Below are 17703 nucleotides of genomic sequence, written 5' to 3'. Positions count from 1 at the left end.
AAAACCTGTCGGGTTTGTTTATTAAGTTGTAACGAAAAAAAAACTTTTGCTCTTCTGAACTTTTGTTTGCTTTTGTCCCTAAGAAAAAACAACCGTTTTATTACTATAAACCATTGTCTTACGTTCTGAATGCAGTTTTATGGCACGGGCTAAAACAATACGTTCCAAATCTCTTCCTTTCATAATAAAATCATCTACCGAATGTATGTGAGAAACTGGTGCGATATCCTGTTCTATAATTGGCCCTTCATCTAACTCTGCTGTGACATAATGACTTGTTGCACCAATAATTTTTACACCGCGTTTAAAAGCGGAATGGTATGGTTTTGCACCGGGAAAAGCAGGTAAAAATGAATGGTGAATATTAATGATCTTATTCTCGTAAAGCGCAATCAAATTTGGTGTAATAATTTGCATGTAGCGCGCCAGTACAATAAAATTGATATGATATCTTTTTAGTAATTCAATTTGTTTTGCTTCACCTTCTTCTTTGTTGTCTTTTGTAAAAGGCACACAATGAAACGGAATATCAAAACGCTCTGCAATAGACCTTAAATCATTATGATTACTTATAATTACCGGAATTTCAACATTTAGTTCTCCTGCGCTGTATCGTCCTAAAATATCAAACAAGCAATGGTCATATTTCGATACAAACAATGCCATTTTGGGTTTTTGTTCCTGATTGTATAAATCCCAGGACATATTAAAATCAGTTGCAATGGTTTGATCAAAGTCGGCTTTAAGACCATCAATAGTAATATTATGATTGGTCAGCTCGCATTCTAATCGCATAAAAAATACATTTTGCTCCACATCAACATGCTGATCAATGTAGATTATATTTCCTTCTACTTTAGCAATAAAAGTAGTCACTGCGGCGATAATTCCTTTCTGGTCTTTGCAGTGAATCAGAATTGTTATTTTTTGCATTTTAGTTTTTTGGTTAATCGGTTAATTGTTGATTTGCTTAATCGTTTAAATACCTGATTTATAATTACAAATCAAATAACTAAACGATTAAACAGTTAACAAGAAAAAATTATTTTTTGTCCTGCATCGCAAAAACTTTTTTCAATAAAGGAGAAGTTCTTGCATTAATATTGGTACGGATATCTTTTTCTTCAACAGCAATCATTTTAAAAACTCCTGCCAAAGCCTGATTGGTTGTATAATCAGTCAGATCCGGGTTTACTTTTTTTACTAGCGGAATCGTGTTGTATTTGTTGATAATATTTTTCCAAACTACATCAGCACCTACTTTTTCAAAAGAAGTTTTAATCACCGGATTAAATTTTGCGTATAAAGCTGTATTGGTATTACCTTGCAGATATGTGGTTGCAGCGCTTTCATTTCCTAGCAGGATATTTTTAGCATCTGTAAACGACATGTTTTTTACAGCAGAAACAAATATTGGTGTTGCTTCTTTTACCGCATCTTCGGCAGCACGATTTAATACTTTTATTCCATCATCGGCAAGAGATGATAAACCTATTTTGCGTAAAGTAGCGTCGACTTTTTGTAATTCAGGCGGCATTAAGATTTTTACAGCTTCGTTTCTATAAAAACCATCAACAGCAGTTAGTTTGCTAACTTGTTCTGTTATTCCTTTGTTTAGAGCTTCTTTAAGTCCAGATGCAATATCAACGCCGCCAACTCCAACTCCTGAAAGTTGTGTTGATAATCTTGACAGTTTTTGAGCTAAAGTTTCCTTTACCTGAGCATAAGAGCTTAGTGAAATACAAAGAGATAAAATTAAAATCTTTTTCATTATTTGGGGTATATAAGGTTCAAAAATACTACATATTCAAAAACAAAGCCACAATTTTATTTCGGGAGTAGAAATATTTTGTTTCATAAATAACATTCCTCATTAGAGGTCTTTGTTTTTTTATAGAAAAGAACATATTCTGAAAAAATGATGAATTATAATATCATAATTTAATCCAGATTAGTGGTTACTGCTTGCCATTTTTTTTGATCCATAAATTCTTCTGTCCAGCCAAAATGATTTAAAAATGGAATTAAATACGGCAGTTCTTCAAAAATAGATGGTTGTCCAATTTCTGTATTTGCATAAGATGAATACATTGGTTTAAGTATTTCCGGTGCGTTGTTATATAATTCTTTGGCGACATTAATACTTTTTCGCACCAAAACTCCATTTATGTATATTTCGATATCATACAGATCAAAGCATTCCGGATGTCCTTTTAGAACTATAATTTCGCCATCGTATTGTTTAGAATAATTTAAGCAAAATTTTTCCAATTCAAATGATACACTATCCATTAAAATAGTTCCAAAAGATTCACTTTGATAAAATATATGGTGCGCGCGAGCTGATATTAATTTAAAAACACACGCATCATAGCTGTCAAGAAACTTTTTATCTTGTTTTATTTTAGTTGTGAAAGTTTCGCTGCTATAACTATCGGCAAGTATATGTTGCCAATTGTTATTATTTGGTAAAATGATATAACGAATATATCCCATTCCGTTATTCCAATTCATGATATCGTGAATTTTGAATATAATTTCATAATCAAACTTAGTGGCTAAAATCTTCTGTTAAGGCCAATACATTCTAACATTATAATTCCAATATGTTTTGCTGGAAATATAAGTAGGTTGAAATTCCCTTATCGGGAGATTATTCTGATCGAATATTTCTACCCTTATAATTTTTTCATTGCTGTCCTCTTTTAAGTCGATATTTCCTTCGGCAGCATCAATAAGTTTCTTTTTCTTTAGGTATAAATCTGGTTTATCAATAATGAAGTTTACGGCTGCTTCATTTTTTGATTCTCTTTCTGCAGCTAAATTTCCGCTGGTATCAAAAGTTTCAATTCTTTGCAAATAATTATTTTTATAATAAAAAAGCTGATAAGCAATTCCGCCATGCATAACCTGAAGTTTTTTATTATCTAAACGAAAACGCAGCACTTGTTTTTTTGCATTTGTAAATTCTATCGAACCATTTCCTTTGGCATCAATATTATTGAACAATACTTTTGCAGGTTTCGAAAATTGTTTTACTCGATTGGTAAGAGCTTGATAATTATTGGATTGTGCTAATATAAAGGCACTTTGAAGAAAAATGATGTATAAAAAAAACAATTTTATTTTATTCATGAGTAAATGATAATACTTAATTTAATTTTTTTGATTTTTCTAATTGTATAGACCATTGATGTTTTTACGGTCAGTTTGTTTAATTCCATTTTTGGTAAAAGAATAAGTAGACTCTTCTGTCCAGCTCCATTTTTGTTGCGCATTACTGTCGCTGCCAACTGCTGAGTAAATTATCTTAATTGTTGATTGGTTCGTTATCATTTTTAATGTTACAAAACCATCCTTAATTTTTTGCGAAGAATCAGTTTTGTTGCAATATTGTAATCTCTCAAGTACTTTGAGATCATCTTTAAACCATTTTTTTAGAAAAGACAAATGCGTTTCAGAGCATTGATAACCTAAATTAAGCGCTGACAGCAATTTACATTTCAAGTTGCTTTTGTCTGCTTTCTTTTCTCCATCCCAATAACATTCACCGCCAACATCGGTTGCAATATAACCCAATGCTGCTCGTTGCTGGTCTGTGATTGTTTTGATATAATCTTCATTGAGCTGAAGAGTTCCGTTATTATCCAGCCACAATATTTTTACATAATTATCTGAATTTATCGTATTCGCTGATGCTTTATGTATGGGCTCTTTTTTAGCGGGATTTTGAGAAAATAGTAAAGTCGAAAAACCGAAAAATAATAAAAAGAAAGACAGGCGGATATACATGGTTGAAATATGAAAATTTGTTATGATAAAAGTACTCTTTCTAAGTTGTTTTTTGCATTAAGAATCCTAGTCTTAAAAAATAAATTTTATTGAGATAACATCATTTTAGTATTTTGAAATAAAAAAGGCAGAAACCAACAAGAATCTGCCTTTTTATGTGAAATTATTTTTTGAGTAAATTAATTTCTTCTTTTGTTGCTTTTATAAAAACAGTCATTTCACTGTACTTCCAGACTCCTTTTTTTTCAGCGACAACAAATACGATTGCCTGGCCTTTAGGTCCTTTTATCGGAATTTGTAAATTACAATTTCCGCGATCGTTGTTTGTTGTATTTATACTGCCGGAAGTCATTCCGTCATCTTCAATAGGAGTTCCTAATTTTTCGATTACAAGTTGGTTATGCTGCACCTCGTTCATGGTGCCTTTATAAACATCAGAATTTGTCATCATAGACGTAACTCCAAAGAAAATTCCCGCTATAAATAATACAAAAATCAATAAAATGCTGACACATCCGGTTGGTACTAACCATTTCCAGTTTCTTTCCCACCAACTCTTTCTAACTTCAACGTAGTCGTCTTCCATGATTTAAAAATAATAATTTAATATTAGAGTTTAAAGATAGAAAAATACTGTTATTCTCGATAAAAAATTTATTCGAAAATAGCATCAGAAAAAATATGACTCAGGATATTTTACTTATTTGTACCGGCATAACTATTGGTAAAAAGGCGTCCCTGACCTATTGATATTAAAGTATTGTAAGGATCTTGATAATCATCAGACATAATAGAGGCGAGTTGTAAATTTTTGATCCCTTTTATTTTGTCATCCTGAACATCCAGTTCGCCGGAAAGAATGATTAAATTTTGGAATTTTGCTTTATAAATTCCGTTTTCCAGTTCGCCGTTACTATGTAATAATATAGAGAATTTGTTGCCTTGGCCAGAAATAAAGGAGCCTTTTCCTTCCCAGGTTTCATTCTTATCTTCATAAGAGTAAATAGTGAAGCTTTTATAATCAACGCTTAAATTAACTGTGTTTTGATTTGATAATGTAAGAGTAGATGCGCCAAGTTCAACTCCCAGCATTCCGTCACTAAAATTAGACATGGTACAACGCAAAGGATCAATTTTATAAATACCTTCTACCGTAGGAGGAGTATTGCCTTTGTGTATTGTAATACCAAGTTGATCTATTGATTTTTGCATGTTGCTGTCAACATAGTAATCGTATAGTTTTTTTTCCGGAGATGTAGTTTCATTCTCAGCAGAGTCGTTAGAAGAACAAGCTGCTGTACCTAAAATAAGGCATAGAATAAAGATTCTGAATGTAGTGGTTTTCATATTTAGATCGTTTTAGAAGTTAAATAAAAAAAGAATTTAGCCCTGTAAAAGAGCTAAATTCAATTCGTAAATATATTTTTTGTTAACTTCTAAGTTTGCCGGTAAAAGTTTTTTAAATAACACTTTAAGACAATTATGGCAAGATCTTTTGAGCAATAGATGTTCTGATAAAAAATTAAAAGTTTATATTCTTTTAAATTTAAACGTATTGAAGACAATATAAATTAGGATTATATATTGGATTGATCTGTTTTAAGTCAGCCAGCATGTTTTGGGTATAATCTTTACCGCCAATGGCCAAATAAAATAATGATTTTGAAATGTAAAATGGTTTTAAAGGAAATGTGCGTCGACCATTTGATAAATTCTTTATAAAATGTTTAAAGGCGTATTTGTATATTTTTTCTTCAGGGCGAATAAAATAAATAGTTGAACTTTTTAATTTGGTAATAAGATTTGGAAACATAACAAATCTTCCGCCTTGTTGAATCAATACATTTATTTCAAAAAGTGATAATCCTTCAATATTTTCTGTTTTCATGACAAATTTATTTTTTATAATAGTGGTATAATTATTATGCAAAGATCCGTCTCTCTTTAAAATATTTTATTCTCTAAAAGTTTTAATATTAATAACTTAAGGTTTTTATTTGAGTTTGTATAAAGGCTATATTCTGTTCACAAAAAAAGCTTCTTATTTATCTCAATTCGTGATTGAAATAAATAAGAAGCTTAATATGCTATTTAAAATTCTAATATTAGTTAGTTACAACTTCTGCCTGAGGAAAAAGAATTTCAGCATCTTTTTCATAAACATCCTGAAAGAAACCAATTTCGCCTTTTTCATTTACCAAAGAGGTAAAATAAGTGATATAAATAGGTACCTTTTTAGTTAATTTAAAACTGTTTTCTGTTTTACCTTCCATAGCTTTATCAATTTTCGCAGGAGTCCATTCCGGATAATCCTGAAGCATTGCAACGGCTAATTCTTTTGCCATTTTTACATTTATACAACCATGGCTGAAAGTTCTTTTTTCAAAATCAAATAACGTTTTTGCAGGTGTATCGTGCAAGTATATATCATCTGGATTTGGAAACATAAATTTTACCAAACCTAATGAATTGTCAGGACCTGGTTTTTGTCTTACCTGACCATTTACAATTTCCATATTTTTTTCGGCAAGATAATTTTTATCAGAGGCTATTTTTCCTTTTAATTCGTTGTTTACAATACTTTGCGGTACTGTCCAGTAAGGGCTGAAAACGATTCTGTCAATTTCACTGTTAAAAATGGTTGTTTTAGTTAATGGCGCACCAACAAATACACTCGAAGTCAATTGTACTTTTCCGTTTTTAACATAAATCAATTCATATGAAGGAATATTTACTAAAACATATTCATCGCTACTGGCAATCTGAGCTGATATAGCGCGGCATCTTTCCATATTAAGTTTTAGTGTTTCTATTTTCTCAGAAATTGGCACATTCATTTCTTTAATATGTTCTTCGGCTAAAATATAGTTAGGTTTAAAACCATTACGAACTTTATATTTCATTACGGCATCCATCAATTCACGATCGTAAACATTACTTTTAGAATCATTTTTTAGATCTCCCAATAAATACAAACGAGTTCTAACCTGTGCAATAGTGCTGGAAACAGCATCCGGACGTAAATCTTTATAAGGTGTTTCTTCCGGAACAATAGGTTTCCATTTATTTGTACGGTCTAATTTTTTATATTTTTTCAGCACATCTTGCAATTTGTAATATTGGTCATATTCTACTTTAACATCTGCATTTGCAGTTGTAGAAGCATTGGCTTCTTCGATTGTGCTGTAGTTTAAAAAATCTTTGAGCATAGCATCATAAGAGACTTTTTTCTTAGAATCTGAATTGATTTTTTTCGCATAAGCAATATATAAAGAACTTATTAGCATATCAGCATCTGTTTTAGAAAGCTTTGTTGCTGATGAAGAAAAAAGATCATCGATTTCTTTTTGATAAGGGATAATCAAATCATTTGTTTTTTTAGCTTTTTCATACAATACAGTTGCAAATTCATTCATATCATCTTCATCAAACCAAATGGTTCCTAAAGTTCTATTTTTATATAGCGACATGACATCAGATTTATATTTTTTTAAATCCGAATATCTTTTAAAGAAGTCATTTGAAAGTTCGTCTACATTATCAGGATCTGAATTTGTGTAAACGTTAGCAATAGTTGCAGTTTTTTTATACGAAACAATGTCATTTTCATTTCTGTTAAAAGAAGAGATAAAAAAACTCAAGCTTAATATTAGGGTGATTGGATATAATGTTTTCATTTTTTAAAATTTTACGTTGATGACTAACAGTAAAAGTTTAGGGGTAAAATTTGGGGCTTTTGTACTCTGCTAAATTACTTTAGGTATCTGGAAAACAAGTTGTTGTATTTAATTTAAATTTTTCAAGATTACCATGTTGTTAACATTTCTATAAGACTTATATAAGATAAATCAGATAAGTATTTAAATTGTTACCCCTCTCGCATAAAAAAGATTATTTTTTTTGTTAACAAAAAGATATTAGGATGAACAAATATTATAATATTTTGTAAATTGCTCCCTTAAAATTATCATATTCATAAAATGGAACAACAAATACCATATAATCCTAAAAATAAAGTAAGAATTGTTACAGCGGCTTCTCTTTTTGACGGGCATGATGCAGCGATTAACATCATGCGTCGTATTATTCAGTCAACTGGAGTTGAGGTAATTCATTTGGGGCATGATCGCAGTGTCGAAGAAGTGGTAAATACTGCTATTCAGGAAGATGCAAATGCAATTGCCATGACATCTTATCAAGGAGGTCATAATGAATACTTTAAATATATGTATGACTTGCTTCATGAAAAAGGAGCGGGACATATTAAGATTTTTGGCGGTGGAGGCGGAGTAATCCTGCCAAGCGAAATTGCCGAATTACAGGATTATGGTATCACCAGAATTTATTCTCCTGATGATGGCCGTTCTTTGGGATTACAAGGAATGATTAATGATTTGGTAGAACAATCTGATTATCCTATTGGAGACAAACTAAACGGAGAAATCGATCATATCGAAAATAAAATTCCAACGGCAATTGCGAGATTAATTTCGGCAGCGGAGAATTTCCCTGAAATAGCAAAACCTGTTTTCGATCAAATTCATACCAATAATACCAATTCTAAAATTCCGGTTTTAGGAATTACAGGAACTGGTGGAGCCGGAAAATCATCTTTGGTTGACGAATTAGTTCGTCGTTTTTTAATTGATTTCCCTGAAAAAACAATTGGATTAATTTCTGTCGATCCTTCGAAACGTAAAACCGGAGGAGCACTTTTAGGAGACAGAATCCGTATGAATGCTATTAATAATCCACGTGTTTATATGCGTTCTTTGGCAACACGTCAATCAAATCTGGCATTGTCTAAATATGTTGCCGAAGCAATTCAGGTTTTGAAAGCGGCAAAATATGATTTGATTATTCTGGAAACTTCAGGAATTGGACAATCTGATACTGAGATTATGGACCATTCTGATGTATCCTTATATGTAATGACGCCGGAATTTGGTGCAGCAACACAATTAGAAAAAATCGACATGCTTGATTTTGCTGATTTGGTAGCTTTAAATAAGTTTGACAAAAGAGGCGCATTAGACGCGATTCGTGACGTTAAAAAACAATACCAACGCAATCATAATCTTTGGGATAAAAATCCGGATGAAATGCCGGTTTTCGGAACCATTGCATCGCAGTTTAACGATCCTGGAATGAACACGCTTTATAAAGCGATCATGGATAAAATTGTGGAGAAAACAGCATCCGAATTAAAATCGACTTTTCAGATTACGAAGGAAATGAGCGAGAAAATCTTCGTGATTCCGCCACACAGAACGCGTTATTTATCTGAAATTGCAGAGAATAACAGATCTTATGATGAAATCGCGCTTTCGCAGCAAAAAGTAGCTCAAAAACTATATGGAATCTTTAAAACGATAGAATCAGTTTCAGGGAAAATTCCGCAGATAAATAAAGCAGGAATTGACGATTCGACTGTTTTACCAAGCGCAACCGAAGCACACGACGAAAACAGAATATTTTTAAATCTTTTGCTAAATCAGTTTGATAAAGTAAAAATGGATTTAGATCCGTACAATTGGGAAATTATTCTGAATTGGGATGAAAAAGTAGCCAAATACAAAAATCCGGTTTACTCGTTTAAGGTTCGTGATAAAGAAATTAAGATTGCGACACATTCTGAAAGTTTATCGCATTTGCAAATTCCAAAAATTGCTTTGCCTAAATACGAAGCTTGGGGCGATATTTTACGTTGGAATTTACAGGAAAATGTTCCTGGAGAATTTCCGTTTGCTTCAGGATTATATCCGTTTAAGCGTGAAGGCGAGGATCCGTCAAGAATGTTTGCCGGAGAAGGCGGACCGGAAAGAACCAACAAACGTTTTCATTATGTGAGCGCAGGATTGCCTGCAAAACGACTTTCGACTGCTTTTGATAGTGTAACTTTATACGGAAACGATCCGGATATTCGTCCTGATATTTACGGGAAAATTGGAAACGCGGGAGTTTCAATTTGTTGTTTGGATGATGCTAAAAAATTGTATTCAGGTTTTGATTTGGTACATGCTTTAACATCTGTAAGTATGACCATAAACGGACCAGCGCCAATGTTGTTGGGCTTTTTTATGAATGCAGCGATCGATCAGCAATGCGAATATTACATAAAAGCAAACGATCTTGAAAAAGAAGTTGAAGCTAAAATCAATAAAATATATAAAGAAAAAGGAACAGAAAGACCAAGATACCAAGGCGATTTACCGGAAGGAAACAACGGTTTAGGATTAATGCTTTTGGGAGTTACCGGAGATCAGGTTTTGCCTTTGGACGTTTATAATGAAATAAAAGTCAAAACATTATCGCAAGTTCGTGGAACGGTTCAGGCTGATATTTTGAAAGAAGATCAGGCACAAAACACTTGTATTTTCTCTACCGAATTTGCACTAAGATTAATGGGCGACGTTCAGGAATATTTTATTACCAAAAACGTTCGTAATTTCTATTCGGTTTCGATTTCAGGATATCATATTGCAGAGGCGGGAGCGAACCCAATTACGCAATTGGCATTTACGCTTTCGAATGGTTTCACTTACGTGGAATATTACTTAAGCCGCGGAATGAACATCAACGATTTTGGACCAAATTTATCGTTCTTTTTCTCGAACGGAGTAGATCCTGAATATTCTGTTATTGGGCGTGTGGCGCGTAAAATTTGGGCGAAAGCTATGAAAAACAAATACGGAGCCAACGAAAGAGCGCAAATGCTAAAATATCATATTCAAACTTCTGGACGTTCATTGCACGCACAGGAAATTGATTTTAATGATATCAGAACCACTTTACAAGCTTTGTATGCGATTTACGACAACTGTAATTCGTTACACACAAATGCTTACGATGAAGCGATTACAACACCAACCGAAGAATCTGTGCGCAGAGCAATGGCGATTCAGTTGATTATTAATAAAGAATTAGGTCTGGCCAAAAACGAAAACCCAATTCAAGGTTCGTTCATCATCGAAGAATTAACAGATTTAGTTGAATCAGCCGTTCTGCAAGAATTCGACCGAATCACAGAACGTGGCGGAGTTTTGGGTGCAATGGAAACCATGTACCAACGTTCTAAAATTCAGGAAGAAAGTTTGTATTATGAAACTCTAAAACACAACGGAGATTTCCCAATTGTGGGTGTAAATACTTTCCTGAGTTCAAAAGGTTCTCCAACGGTAATTCCGGCAGAAGTAATTCGCGCCACCGAAGAAGAAAAACAATATCAAATTACAATGCTCGATAACTTACACCAGTTTCACGAAGCAAAAGTAAACGAGCATTTAAACAAACTACAAGAAGCCGCAATTAAAAACGAAAATTTATTCGATCATTTAATGGAAGCTACAAAGGTTTGTTCGCTTGGTCAGATTACTTCGGCATTGTTTGAAGTTGGCGGGCAATATAGAAGGAATATGTAGAATTTATTGTTTTATATTTATGGAAAAACCTCTCAGAAATGGGAGGTTTTTCTTAAATAGAGATTATTCATTAATTATTCTTGCGTTTTCAATTCTTTTTTGAATTGCAAATCGCAGTTCTTTAGGTTCTACAACTAAAACAGTATCAACATATGAAAGAATAAAATGTTCTAATTCATAATTAATAATCAATTGCAATTTTACTTCTAAAATTTCATTACTAATCCATTTTGATTTTTGAGAACCATGTATGGGTTTTGAAATAATATAATTTCCTGTTTTGCCATAAAAGTGAAGAGTTATATTCTCAACTTTAGCATCTATATGTTTAGTTACTCCAAGTATATCTTCAAAATATTCTAACCAATCAATATTCAAATTGTCTTGATAATTATCTAGGATTTCAGATATGTCAACTATTCTATCTAATGCCATATTCCAATCAAATTTTTCTTTTTCTGGACTATAACCATATAAAAACCATCTATTATTATATTGCTTCAGATAGTAAGGATGAATTTTTAAATTATAAGGTTGACTATGATTAAATGGTTGATATTTTATTAAAAGAACTTTTTTGTTATATATGGCATTATATAACAAACCTAAATATTCTATGCCCTTAAGATATTTGTTAGAGTCGAAGTTTATAATAGTTGAAAATGATTCATTGTCATGAACCATTCCTTGTTTTAATTTTGGTACAAGTTCATGAATCCATTCAAATTGAGGCATTCCCTTAAACTGTGATAAAATATCAAGAGCTACTTGAAGTTGATGAACTTCAAAACTGTTTAAAGGCATATTGTTAATAGAAAAATTAGGATCTTCATATCTATAATACACTTTTCTTCCTTCTTTAATTTTTGAAAGTGCAATACTCCATCCTTCTGAACTTTGCATAAAAAGAATATCTTCGAAGATTTGTCTCCTACTTATACCATTTGACGAAGAATCAATCTCAGATAATGCTTTATTGCATTCTTCAATGAGATTGTCAATAAAATATTTTTTTCCAATATTTCTAAAACAATTGTCTAATATTTTATATCTTATTAAAGCATTTTTATTTGTCGCCACTTATATTAAGTAAATAAGTAATTTATCAATGATCAAATATAAACAAAAAAATTATATTTGTGCAGTTGTACTGCATAGGTAGATATTTACTTTGTACAGTTCTTTGAATGTCCGCTGAAGATTTTGATTTTGCCAACTGTTTATTATGTAAGTAATAAAAAACCGGTTGGATGGTTTTCAGGATTAATCCTGAAAACTGAATGTATTATTGGTCATTCCTGGCCATATGTGCTTTTTATGCCTTCAAGTTATTATTTTTAATTGCTTTTATTCTATTAATATATTTATAATTTTTCTGGGCCATACACAAAGAAAACAAAGCGGACATCAAAGATTTGTTAAAACTAATAGATGATTTTAAAAACAGAAAATATTATTTTTATAAAAGAAACTTTTCAAAATATGAAAAGTAAGCATGATTTTCTTGATTTATTAAATTATGTGAAACCTTTTATTTATGGAGAAAAGACACAGAGTTTTGATTTAAATCACCTGAACTTTCACAGTAATTCCAATACAAAAAAGTATAAAAGCTTTATTGTTAAAAAAAAATCTGGTGCAGATAGAACGATAAATTCACCTTCTAAAGGATTAAAGGCAATTCAAAAATGTTTAAATCTTATTTTTCAAACTATTTATGATGTTCATCCTTCAGTTTATGGTTTCGTGAAAAGTAAATCAATTGTAAATAATGCTAATATTCATTCAGGAAATCACTACATATATAATATAGATCTAAAAGATTTTTTTTCTTCAATTGATCAAGCTAGAATTTGGGGAAGATTACAATATCCACCTTTTAACTTAAATAAAGAAAGGGATCTTTTGGAAGTAGCAAATATGATTTCGTCTTTGTGCTGTTTTAAAATTGATGTCGAGAGGTTAGATGAAAATAATGAATGGCAAATTGTGAATAGAAATGTTTTGCCTCAAGGAGCTCCTACATCACCAACAATTACAAACATTATTTGTCAACAATTAGATTTTTATTTAACAGCTGTAGCAAAACGCTTCGGACTTAGATATAGTCGTTATGCAGATGACATAACTTTTAGTTCAATGCATAATGTATATAACGAAAATAGTGATTTTATAAAAGAACTAAACAGAGTTATTAGTTCCCAAAATTTTCATATTAAACAATCTAAAACTAGACTTCAAAAGAAAGGATATAGACAAGAAGTTACAGGACTTATAGTAAATGCAAAACCAAATGTGAATTCACGTTATATTAAGCAATTACGTATGTGGCTATTTTATTGGGAAAATCATGGTTATGAGAAAGCAAATCTGTTCTTTGGCTCGCAATATTTTAAAGATCGAGGTTATGTTAAGAAAAGAGTGCCAAACTTGGAATTTGTGCTAGACGGGAAATTAAATTTCTTAAAAATGGTGAAAGGAGCCGAGAATGGCACTTATTTAAAATTGTATGAAAGATTTAGGGTTTTAAGTGAGAAAAAAATATCATTTCAGGCGGTACAGATTAGTAATATAAAAGAAGTAAAACACGACCCCCAAGAAACAGTCAAATTATTGAAATTTTTTAAATATGATAACAAGTATTCATTTAAGCAATTAGTTCATAAACCTGTTAATGAAAATGATTTTAACTTTATTGAAATATTAAAAACAGCAAACAAGCAATTTATGGATTTTTCAGTTGATAACAATAATAAATTGAATATTCCAAAAGATTTAATAAGTGGAGTGCAAAATTTATTTGAAATTTTAAGAACTTCTGGAATAGATTTTTATAATATTAATAATTTGCACCCATTAGAAGATAAGAATATTGGTGCTAAAATTCAATTATTTAAAGGGGATTATCGATTTGGAAATGAAAAAAGCGAATCATCTATTTTATCTGATTTGATTATAAGGACAGCTCTTAAAAAGGAATTTTCAGATCAAATTAATAATATTGTTTATTCATTTGGTGAAAATGATAATTCAGGATTGTTTGACTATAAACAAATAATTTTTTATCCTGAATTGCAAAAATTTCAATCAAAAGCTAATTTTTTTACTTGGGTTCCTAATGTTAAAATTGCACTTTCAATAATTTTTGAGTCAATACTTAAGCATTCTAATGTAAACGGAAACAGGAATTTTACTTTAGAGGAAAAAGGAATTATAATTAATATCGAAAGAAAGGCAGTAAATGATTTAATAAAAATTGAATTATCAATTTTGGATAAGAATTCTCTGTTAATGGGAAGTATAGATAATATACTTTCTGATATGCGAAGAGACTTTTTCCCAGTTTTAGTGGGTATTTGCGATTTTAAAGTTCAATTTAAATCTATAATGGAGGAAAATTATGAATGTCGTGTTTTGCCATATGCTAGTAAAGTGAAGCCAATTGATGAAGACCCTCAAGGGTTTAAATATATATTTACTTTTTACGATTAAAATATGAAAAAAATATTAATATTAGATGATAAAATTTATAGTGATAATTCAAAAACTATTTCATATTTAGATATATGGAAAAAAAAATCAATTGGAAGTATTGACTTTGTAAGAGTTGAAAATGATGCAAAAGTTCTTTTTGATTATGATATTGCTGGAAATTCATGTAAAGCAATTTTTGATGTAGATGATTATGAATATATTTTCATTCATAATAGCCAAAAGGGAGATGGTTTAATACCATCAAATATAATTGATTTAATTAAAATTGATTTTGGATCAAAACTTATCCTTTTTAGTGGTGCCATAAAAGAAGCTTTTTTAAATGAAGAAGGTAGTTTTATCTATAGAAGTATTCAGAGAAAAAAAATGGAAAATAATTATTCTTCATTTTTGAAAAAATCAATACTTCTTCAAGAATGGAAGTTAGAGATTTTATATTTTGATTATGAGAAGTTTTTAATTGGTAAAATTATTGAAATGCAAGATTTAGAGGCTTTGAATGAGACGATTTTACAATCATTAGAGTTTAATACATTGCTAAAGCTTAAATATGTTAAGATACCTTCTCCTATGTATGAAAAAATATTAAGTTGTGAAGGCAATGATTTAATTGAACAATTAAGAAGTTTATGAAAAAAATTATAATTACTGAAAAACCAGATGATTTTAAATTTTGTAACGATAGTTGCGAAATAATAGATGTAAATAAAGTCCAAAACGTAATACCTAATGCTTGGAAGAATTATTCAGATGAATATGTTCCTTATTTAATTTGTGAAGGTATTAAAGATAATAAATCATTTATTGTCATAGATTTTGAAATTAATAAGCAGCATTTATTTCTATTGGCACACCATTTAATAACTTCTTCTAAAGGAATAATATGTTTTTTATCTGAAACACAAAATTTACTTTCTCCGTATGAAAATGATTTTGGATTATTTTTAAACAGGGCTATTAAGTTGATTAATAAGGGACAATTATCTGAATTATTAGATAAAAGCGATGTTTCTGAATTAGAAAGATTTTGTAATGTTTTTGAGTTGAATTTTGATTATATTAATTACGTTTCTAATTATCAGAAGTTTTTGGTATTAGACAGACATCAAGCTACTAATGAATGGGGGGCAATTAAACTGCTTTTAAATTATGGTATTTCATTACAAAAAATTGAGCAGTCTTATCAAATTCCTAAAACGATATTTTTTAAACAGAAACTAAAAGAGCATGGAGTTGAAGACTCTACTATTATTCATTTTAATGGATATGTTCATGAAAGTAAGATTGGTATTGAGAAAACAAAGTTAACATCTAATATTTCAAAACTTCAGAAAATTTTATTAATTGATGATAATGCAAATAAAGGATGGAAATTTGCTCTTGAGAAAATATTTTATCCAGCTAATATTGATGTAAAATTAAATCTCACTGATGCATTATTAGTTTCTGATTTTTCTATTTATGATTTTATTTTTTTAGATTTAAGATTACCTGCGGATTTGTTGACTACTAGTTCAGTAGATATAAGTAATGGAATTCAGTTGATAAATAAAATTAAAAGTGACGAAAAATCATTACATGTTCCCTTGCTGATTTTTACTGCTTCACAGAAAGCAAGTACATTAAATCAAATTCTTGAAGCAGGAGCGGATGGTATGTATGTCAAAGAATCTACTGATTCTTCAAAAGAGGAGTCATTTGATAATTATTTGGATTTTCTTATTGAAACTAATTTTTTAATAGAAAAAAGCGAATATTTAAGATTGTACTGGGATGCAATATTGAAAATAAAAACTTCTCTTTTACCTGAGATAACTGATAATCCCCCCTTAATAATTCAATCTCGAATAATTGAAAGATTAGAGATGTTTTATGGTTTAATAAAAACAAAATTTGAACAATCTGACTTTAATACACAAAAATTCCATTATTCATATGATACTTTATCCTTCATGACTTTGTGGAGTATTCTTAATGAAATACAAGAATGTTTTTTTGAAAAAAATTTAGAGATGTCTCACACATCTTTTTTGGATGCTAGTGGCACTCATGTGTATCTTCCACTTGATAGTTGGAAAATTAAAAATCAGTCACCTGATAAATTTTTTATAAAAGACAAACCAATTTTTGAGGAAGAAATTAACGAGAGAGGGCGCCGTTCAAGTCCAAATCTTAATAAAGTAAGAAGAGAAATTTATTCCAGTTTTCAGAGAAAAAATGTAGCTCCCTTTTTTGAATTTGACCGAAATGGATTTAAATTAAAAAGAGAGAATTATAGAGATAGACTTTCTTTACAGATAGCATTTTTTTTGCTTGCCAAAGATGCTTTAAAATTATCAAGCCGTGTAAATAATTATCTTCAGATTTTACAAGATTCTAATAAAATACGAAATACTCTCTATATAACTCATGGGGAGAATTCTAATACAGGATTTCATTCTTTATTAGAAAAAGATAAGCATATAGCCTCAAATGTATCATTAGATTTGTTTAAATTGATTTCATTTTTGTTGACAGGAAATGATTCTATCATTTAGTTATTGTAAATAATGATATATATAAATTTAAATTGCAAAGCAGTTCTAAAGTAGCTGCTTTTTCAATTATAATAAAAAATAGAATCACAACGACAAAATTAATAGTTTTTCACTTATTGAGAGCTAGTGTTGAATAACCTCCTCAACACAACTCAAAAACTCAAATTCTTCCAAAGGAAACATTTGTACAACAATTTCCAGAATCAAACCTACGTTTATAGATTGGTTTTTCTTTTCGGCAACATTATTCATATCGTGATCGAGTGCAAGAATACTTAATTTTAGCATATCTGTGATAATGCAGCCTAATTCAAAATAATTTAAAACCTTAATTTGAGCGATGTAAGTTTCTGATTTGTCGTTTGCAGGTTTTAATGTGCGAAAATGTAGTGCCGTTAATTTTTTAAGTCTTGATAAAGTTTCCATTTCATTTGTTTCCATAAGGCGTGTATTTTTTA

15 protein-coding genes are annotated in these 17703 nt (G+C 30.4%); 4 read left to right on the top strand and 11 right to left on the bottom strand.

The window, feature by feature from the left end; all coding sequences use genetic code 11:
• Positions 1-78 precede the first annotated feature (78 nt).
• From purU to BXU01_RS04190, 9 genes are all read right to left on the bottom strand, one after another.
• The gene (gene purU, locus BXU01_RS04230) at positions 79-933 is read right to left on the bottom strand and encodes a formyltetrahydrofolate deformylase (RefSeq protein WP_083691838.1); all 855 of its coding nucleotides are present in this window, start codon (positions 931-933) and stop codon (positions 79-81) included.
• Between the two features lie 109 nt (positions 934-1042).
• A complete protein-coding gene (locus BXU01_RS04225) occupies positions 1043-1771 on the bottom strand; it encodes a DUF4197 domain-containing protein (RefSeq protein WP_083691837.1) in 729 nt (242 codons plus the stop codon).
• A gap of 170 nt (positions 1772-1941) precedes the next feature.
• The gene (locus BXU01_RS04220) at positions 1942-2514 is read right to left on the bottom strand and encodes a hypothetical protein (RefSeq protein WP_083691836.1); all 573 of its coding nucleotides are present in this window, start codon (positions 2512-2514) and stop codon (positions 1942-1944) included.
• A gap of 57 nt (positions 2515-2571) precedes the next feature.
• Entirely contained in the window at positions 2572-3135 is a 564-nt protein-coding gene (locus tag BXU01_RS04215; RefSeq protein WP_083691835.1) for a hypothetical protein, read from the bottom strand.
• A 39-nt stretch (positions 3136-3174) separates the two neighbouring features.
• Entirely contained in the window at positions 3175-3792 is a 618-nt protein-coding gene (locus tag BXU01_RS04210) for a hypothetical protein (RefSeq protein WP_083691834.1), read from the bottom strand.
• A 163-nt stretch (positions 3793-3955) separates the two neighbouring features.
• Positions 3956-4378 (bottom strand): cytochrome c oxidase assembly factor Coa1 family protein, encoded by a 423-nt coding sequence (locus BXU01_RS04205; RefSeq protein WP_083691833.1) that lies wholly within the window; start codon positions 4376-4378, stop codon positions 3956-3958.
• 110 nt (positions 4379-4488) lie between these two features.
• Entirely contained in the window at positions 4489-5139 is a 651-nt protein-coding gene (locus BXU01_RS04200) for a hypothetical protein (RefSeq protein ID WP_083691832.1), read from the bottom strand.
• Positions 5140-5338: 199 nt separating this feature from the next.
• Positions 5339-5680 (bottom strand): hypothetical protein, encoded by a 342-nt coding sequence (locus BXU01_RS04195; protein WP_083691831.1) that lies wholly within the window; start codon positions 5678-5680, stop codon positions 5339-5341.
• Positions 5681-5897: 217 nt separating this feature from the next.
• Complete coding sequence (locus tag BXU01_RS04190; RefSeq protein WP_083691830.1) at positions 5898-7469, bottom strand: murein L,D-transpeptidase; 1572 nt, start codon at positions 7467-7469, stop codon at positions 5898-5900.
• Between the two features lie 303 nt (positions 7470-7772).
• On the opposite strand from BXU01_RS04190, the gene BXU01_RS04185 reads away from it, so the two are divergent.
• On the top strand, positions 7773-11213 hold the full coding sequence (locus BXU01_RS04185) for a methylmalonyl-CoA mutase family protein (protein WP_083691829.1): 3441 nt from the start codon (positions 7773-7775) through the stop codon (positions 11211-11213).
• A 63-nt stretch (positions 11214-11276) separates the two neighbouring features.
• On the opposite strand, the gene BXU01_RS04180 is transcribed toward BXU01_RS04185, so the two are convergent.
• The gene (locus BXU01_RS04180; protein WP_083691828.1) at positions 11277-12293 is read right to left on the bottom strand and encodes a YafY family protein; all 1017 of its coding nucleotides are present in this window, start codon (positions 12291-12293) and stop codon (positions 11277-11279) included.
• Positions 12294-12644: 351 nt separating this feature from the next.
• Between BXU01_RS04180 and BXU01_RS04175 the strand changes: the two genes are divergently transcribed.
• From BXU01_RS04175 to BXU01_RS04165, 3 genes are read left to right on the top strand one after another with little or no spacing between them, the layout of a single operon-like run.
• Positions 12645-14705, top strand: a complete 2061-nt coding sequence (locus BXU01_RS04175; RefSeq protein ID WP_083691827.1) for a reverse transcriptase domain-containing protein — start codon at positions 12645-12647, stop codon at positions 14703-14705.
• 3 nt (positions 14706-14708) lie between these two features.
• Positions 14709-15341: a hypothetical protein gene (locus BXU01_RS04170; RefSeq protein ID WP_083691826.1), complete on the top strand. Its 633-nt coding sequence runs from the start codon at positions 14709-14711 to the stop codon at positions 15339-15341.
• Positions 15338-17245, top strand: coding sequence for a response regulator (locus BXU01_RS04165; protein WP_083691825.1), 1908 nt, complete (start codon positions 15338-15340; stop codon positions 17243-17245). The genes BXU01_RS04170 and BXU01_RS04165 overlap by 4 nt, the downstream gene beginning before the upstream one ends.
• Before the next feature lie 123 nt (positions 17246-17368).
• Here BXU01_RS04165 and BXU01_RS04160 read toward each other — a convergent pair whose 3' ends face one another.
• Positions 17369-17686, bottom strand: a complete 318-nt coding sequence (locus BXU01_RS04160) for a hypothetical protein (RefSeq protein ID WP_083691824.1) — start codon at positions 17684-17686, stop codon at positions 17369-17371.
• Positions 17687-17703: the final 17 nt, after the last annotated feature.

It is taken from the genome of [Flexibacter] sp. ATCC 35103 (assembly GCF_001975985.1).
Lineage (GTDB): Bacteria > Bacteroidota > Bacteroidia > Flavobacteriales > Flavobacteriaceae > Flavobacterium.
This window is presented reverse-complemented; position numbering and strand designations above follow the sequence as displayed.

Coding starts and splice junctions, on each gene's coding strand:
- purU (WP_083691838.1), bottom strand. CDS start 933: ATGCAAAAAATAACAATTCTGATTCACTGCAAAGACCAGAAAGGAATT.
- BXU01_RS04225 (WP_083691837.1), bottom strand. CDS start 1,771: ATGAAAAAGATTTTAATTTTATCTCTTTGTATTTCACTAAGCTCTTAT.
- BXU01_RS04220 (WP_083691836.1), bottom strand. CDS start 2,514: ATGAATTGGAATAACGGAATGGGATATATTCGTTATATCATTTTACCA.
- BXU01_RS04215 (WP_083691835.1), bottom strand. CDS start 3,135: ATGAATAAAATAAAATTGTTTTTTTTATACATCATTTTTCTTCAAAGT.
- BXU01_RS04210 (WP_083691834.1), bottom strand. CDS start 3,792: ATGTATATCCGCCTGTCTTTCTTTTTATTATTTTTCGGTTTTTCGACT.
- BXU01_RS04205 (WP_083691833.1), bottom strand. CDS start 4,378: ATGGAAGACGACTACGTTGAAGTTAGAAAGAGTTGGTGGGAAAGAAAC.
- BXU01_RS04200 (WP_083691832.1), bottom strand. CDS start 5,139: ATGAAAACCACTACATTCAGAATCTTTATTCTATGCCTTATTTTAGGT.
- BXU01_RS04195 (WP_083691831.1), bottom strand. CDS start 5,680: ATGAAAACAGAAAATATTGAAGGATTATCACTTTTTGAAATAAATGTA.
- BXU01_RS04190 (WP_083691830.1), bottom strand. CDS start 7,469: ATGAAAACATTATATCCAATCACCCTAATATTAAGCTTGAGTTTTTTT.
- BXU01_RS04185 (WP_083691829.1), top strand. CDS start 7,773: ATGGAACAACAAATACCATATAATCCTAAAAATAAAGTAAGAATTGTT.
- BXU01_RS04175 (WP_083691827.1), top strand. CDS start 12,645: ATGATTTTAAAAACAGAAAATATTATTTTTATAAAAGAAACTTTTCAA.
- BXU01_RS04170 (WP_083691826.1), top strand. CDS start 14,709: ATGAAAAAAATATTAATATTAGATGATAAAATTTATAGTGATAATTCA.
- BXU01_RS04165 (WP_083691825.1), top strand. CDS start 15,338: ATGAAAAAAATTATAATTACTGAAAAACCAGATGATTTTAAATTTTGT.
- BXU01_RS04160 (WP_083691824.1), bottom strand. CDS start 17,686: ATGGAAACAAATGAAATGGAAACTTTATCAAGACTTAAAAAATTAACG.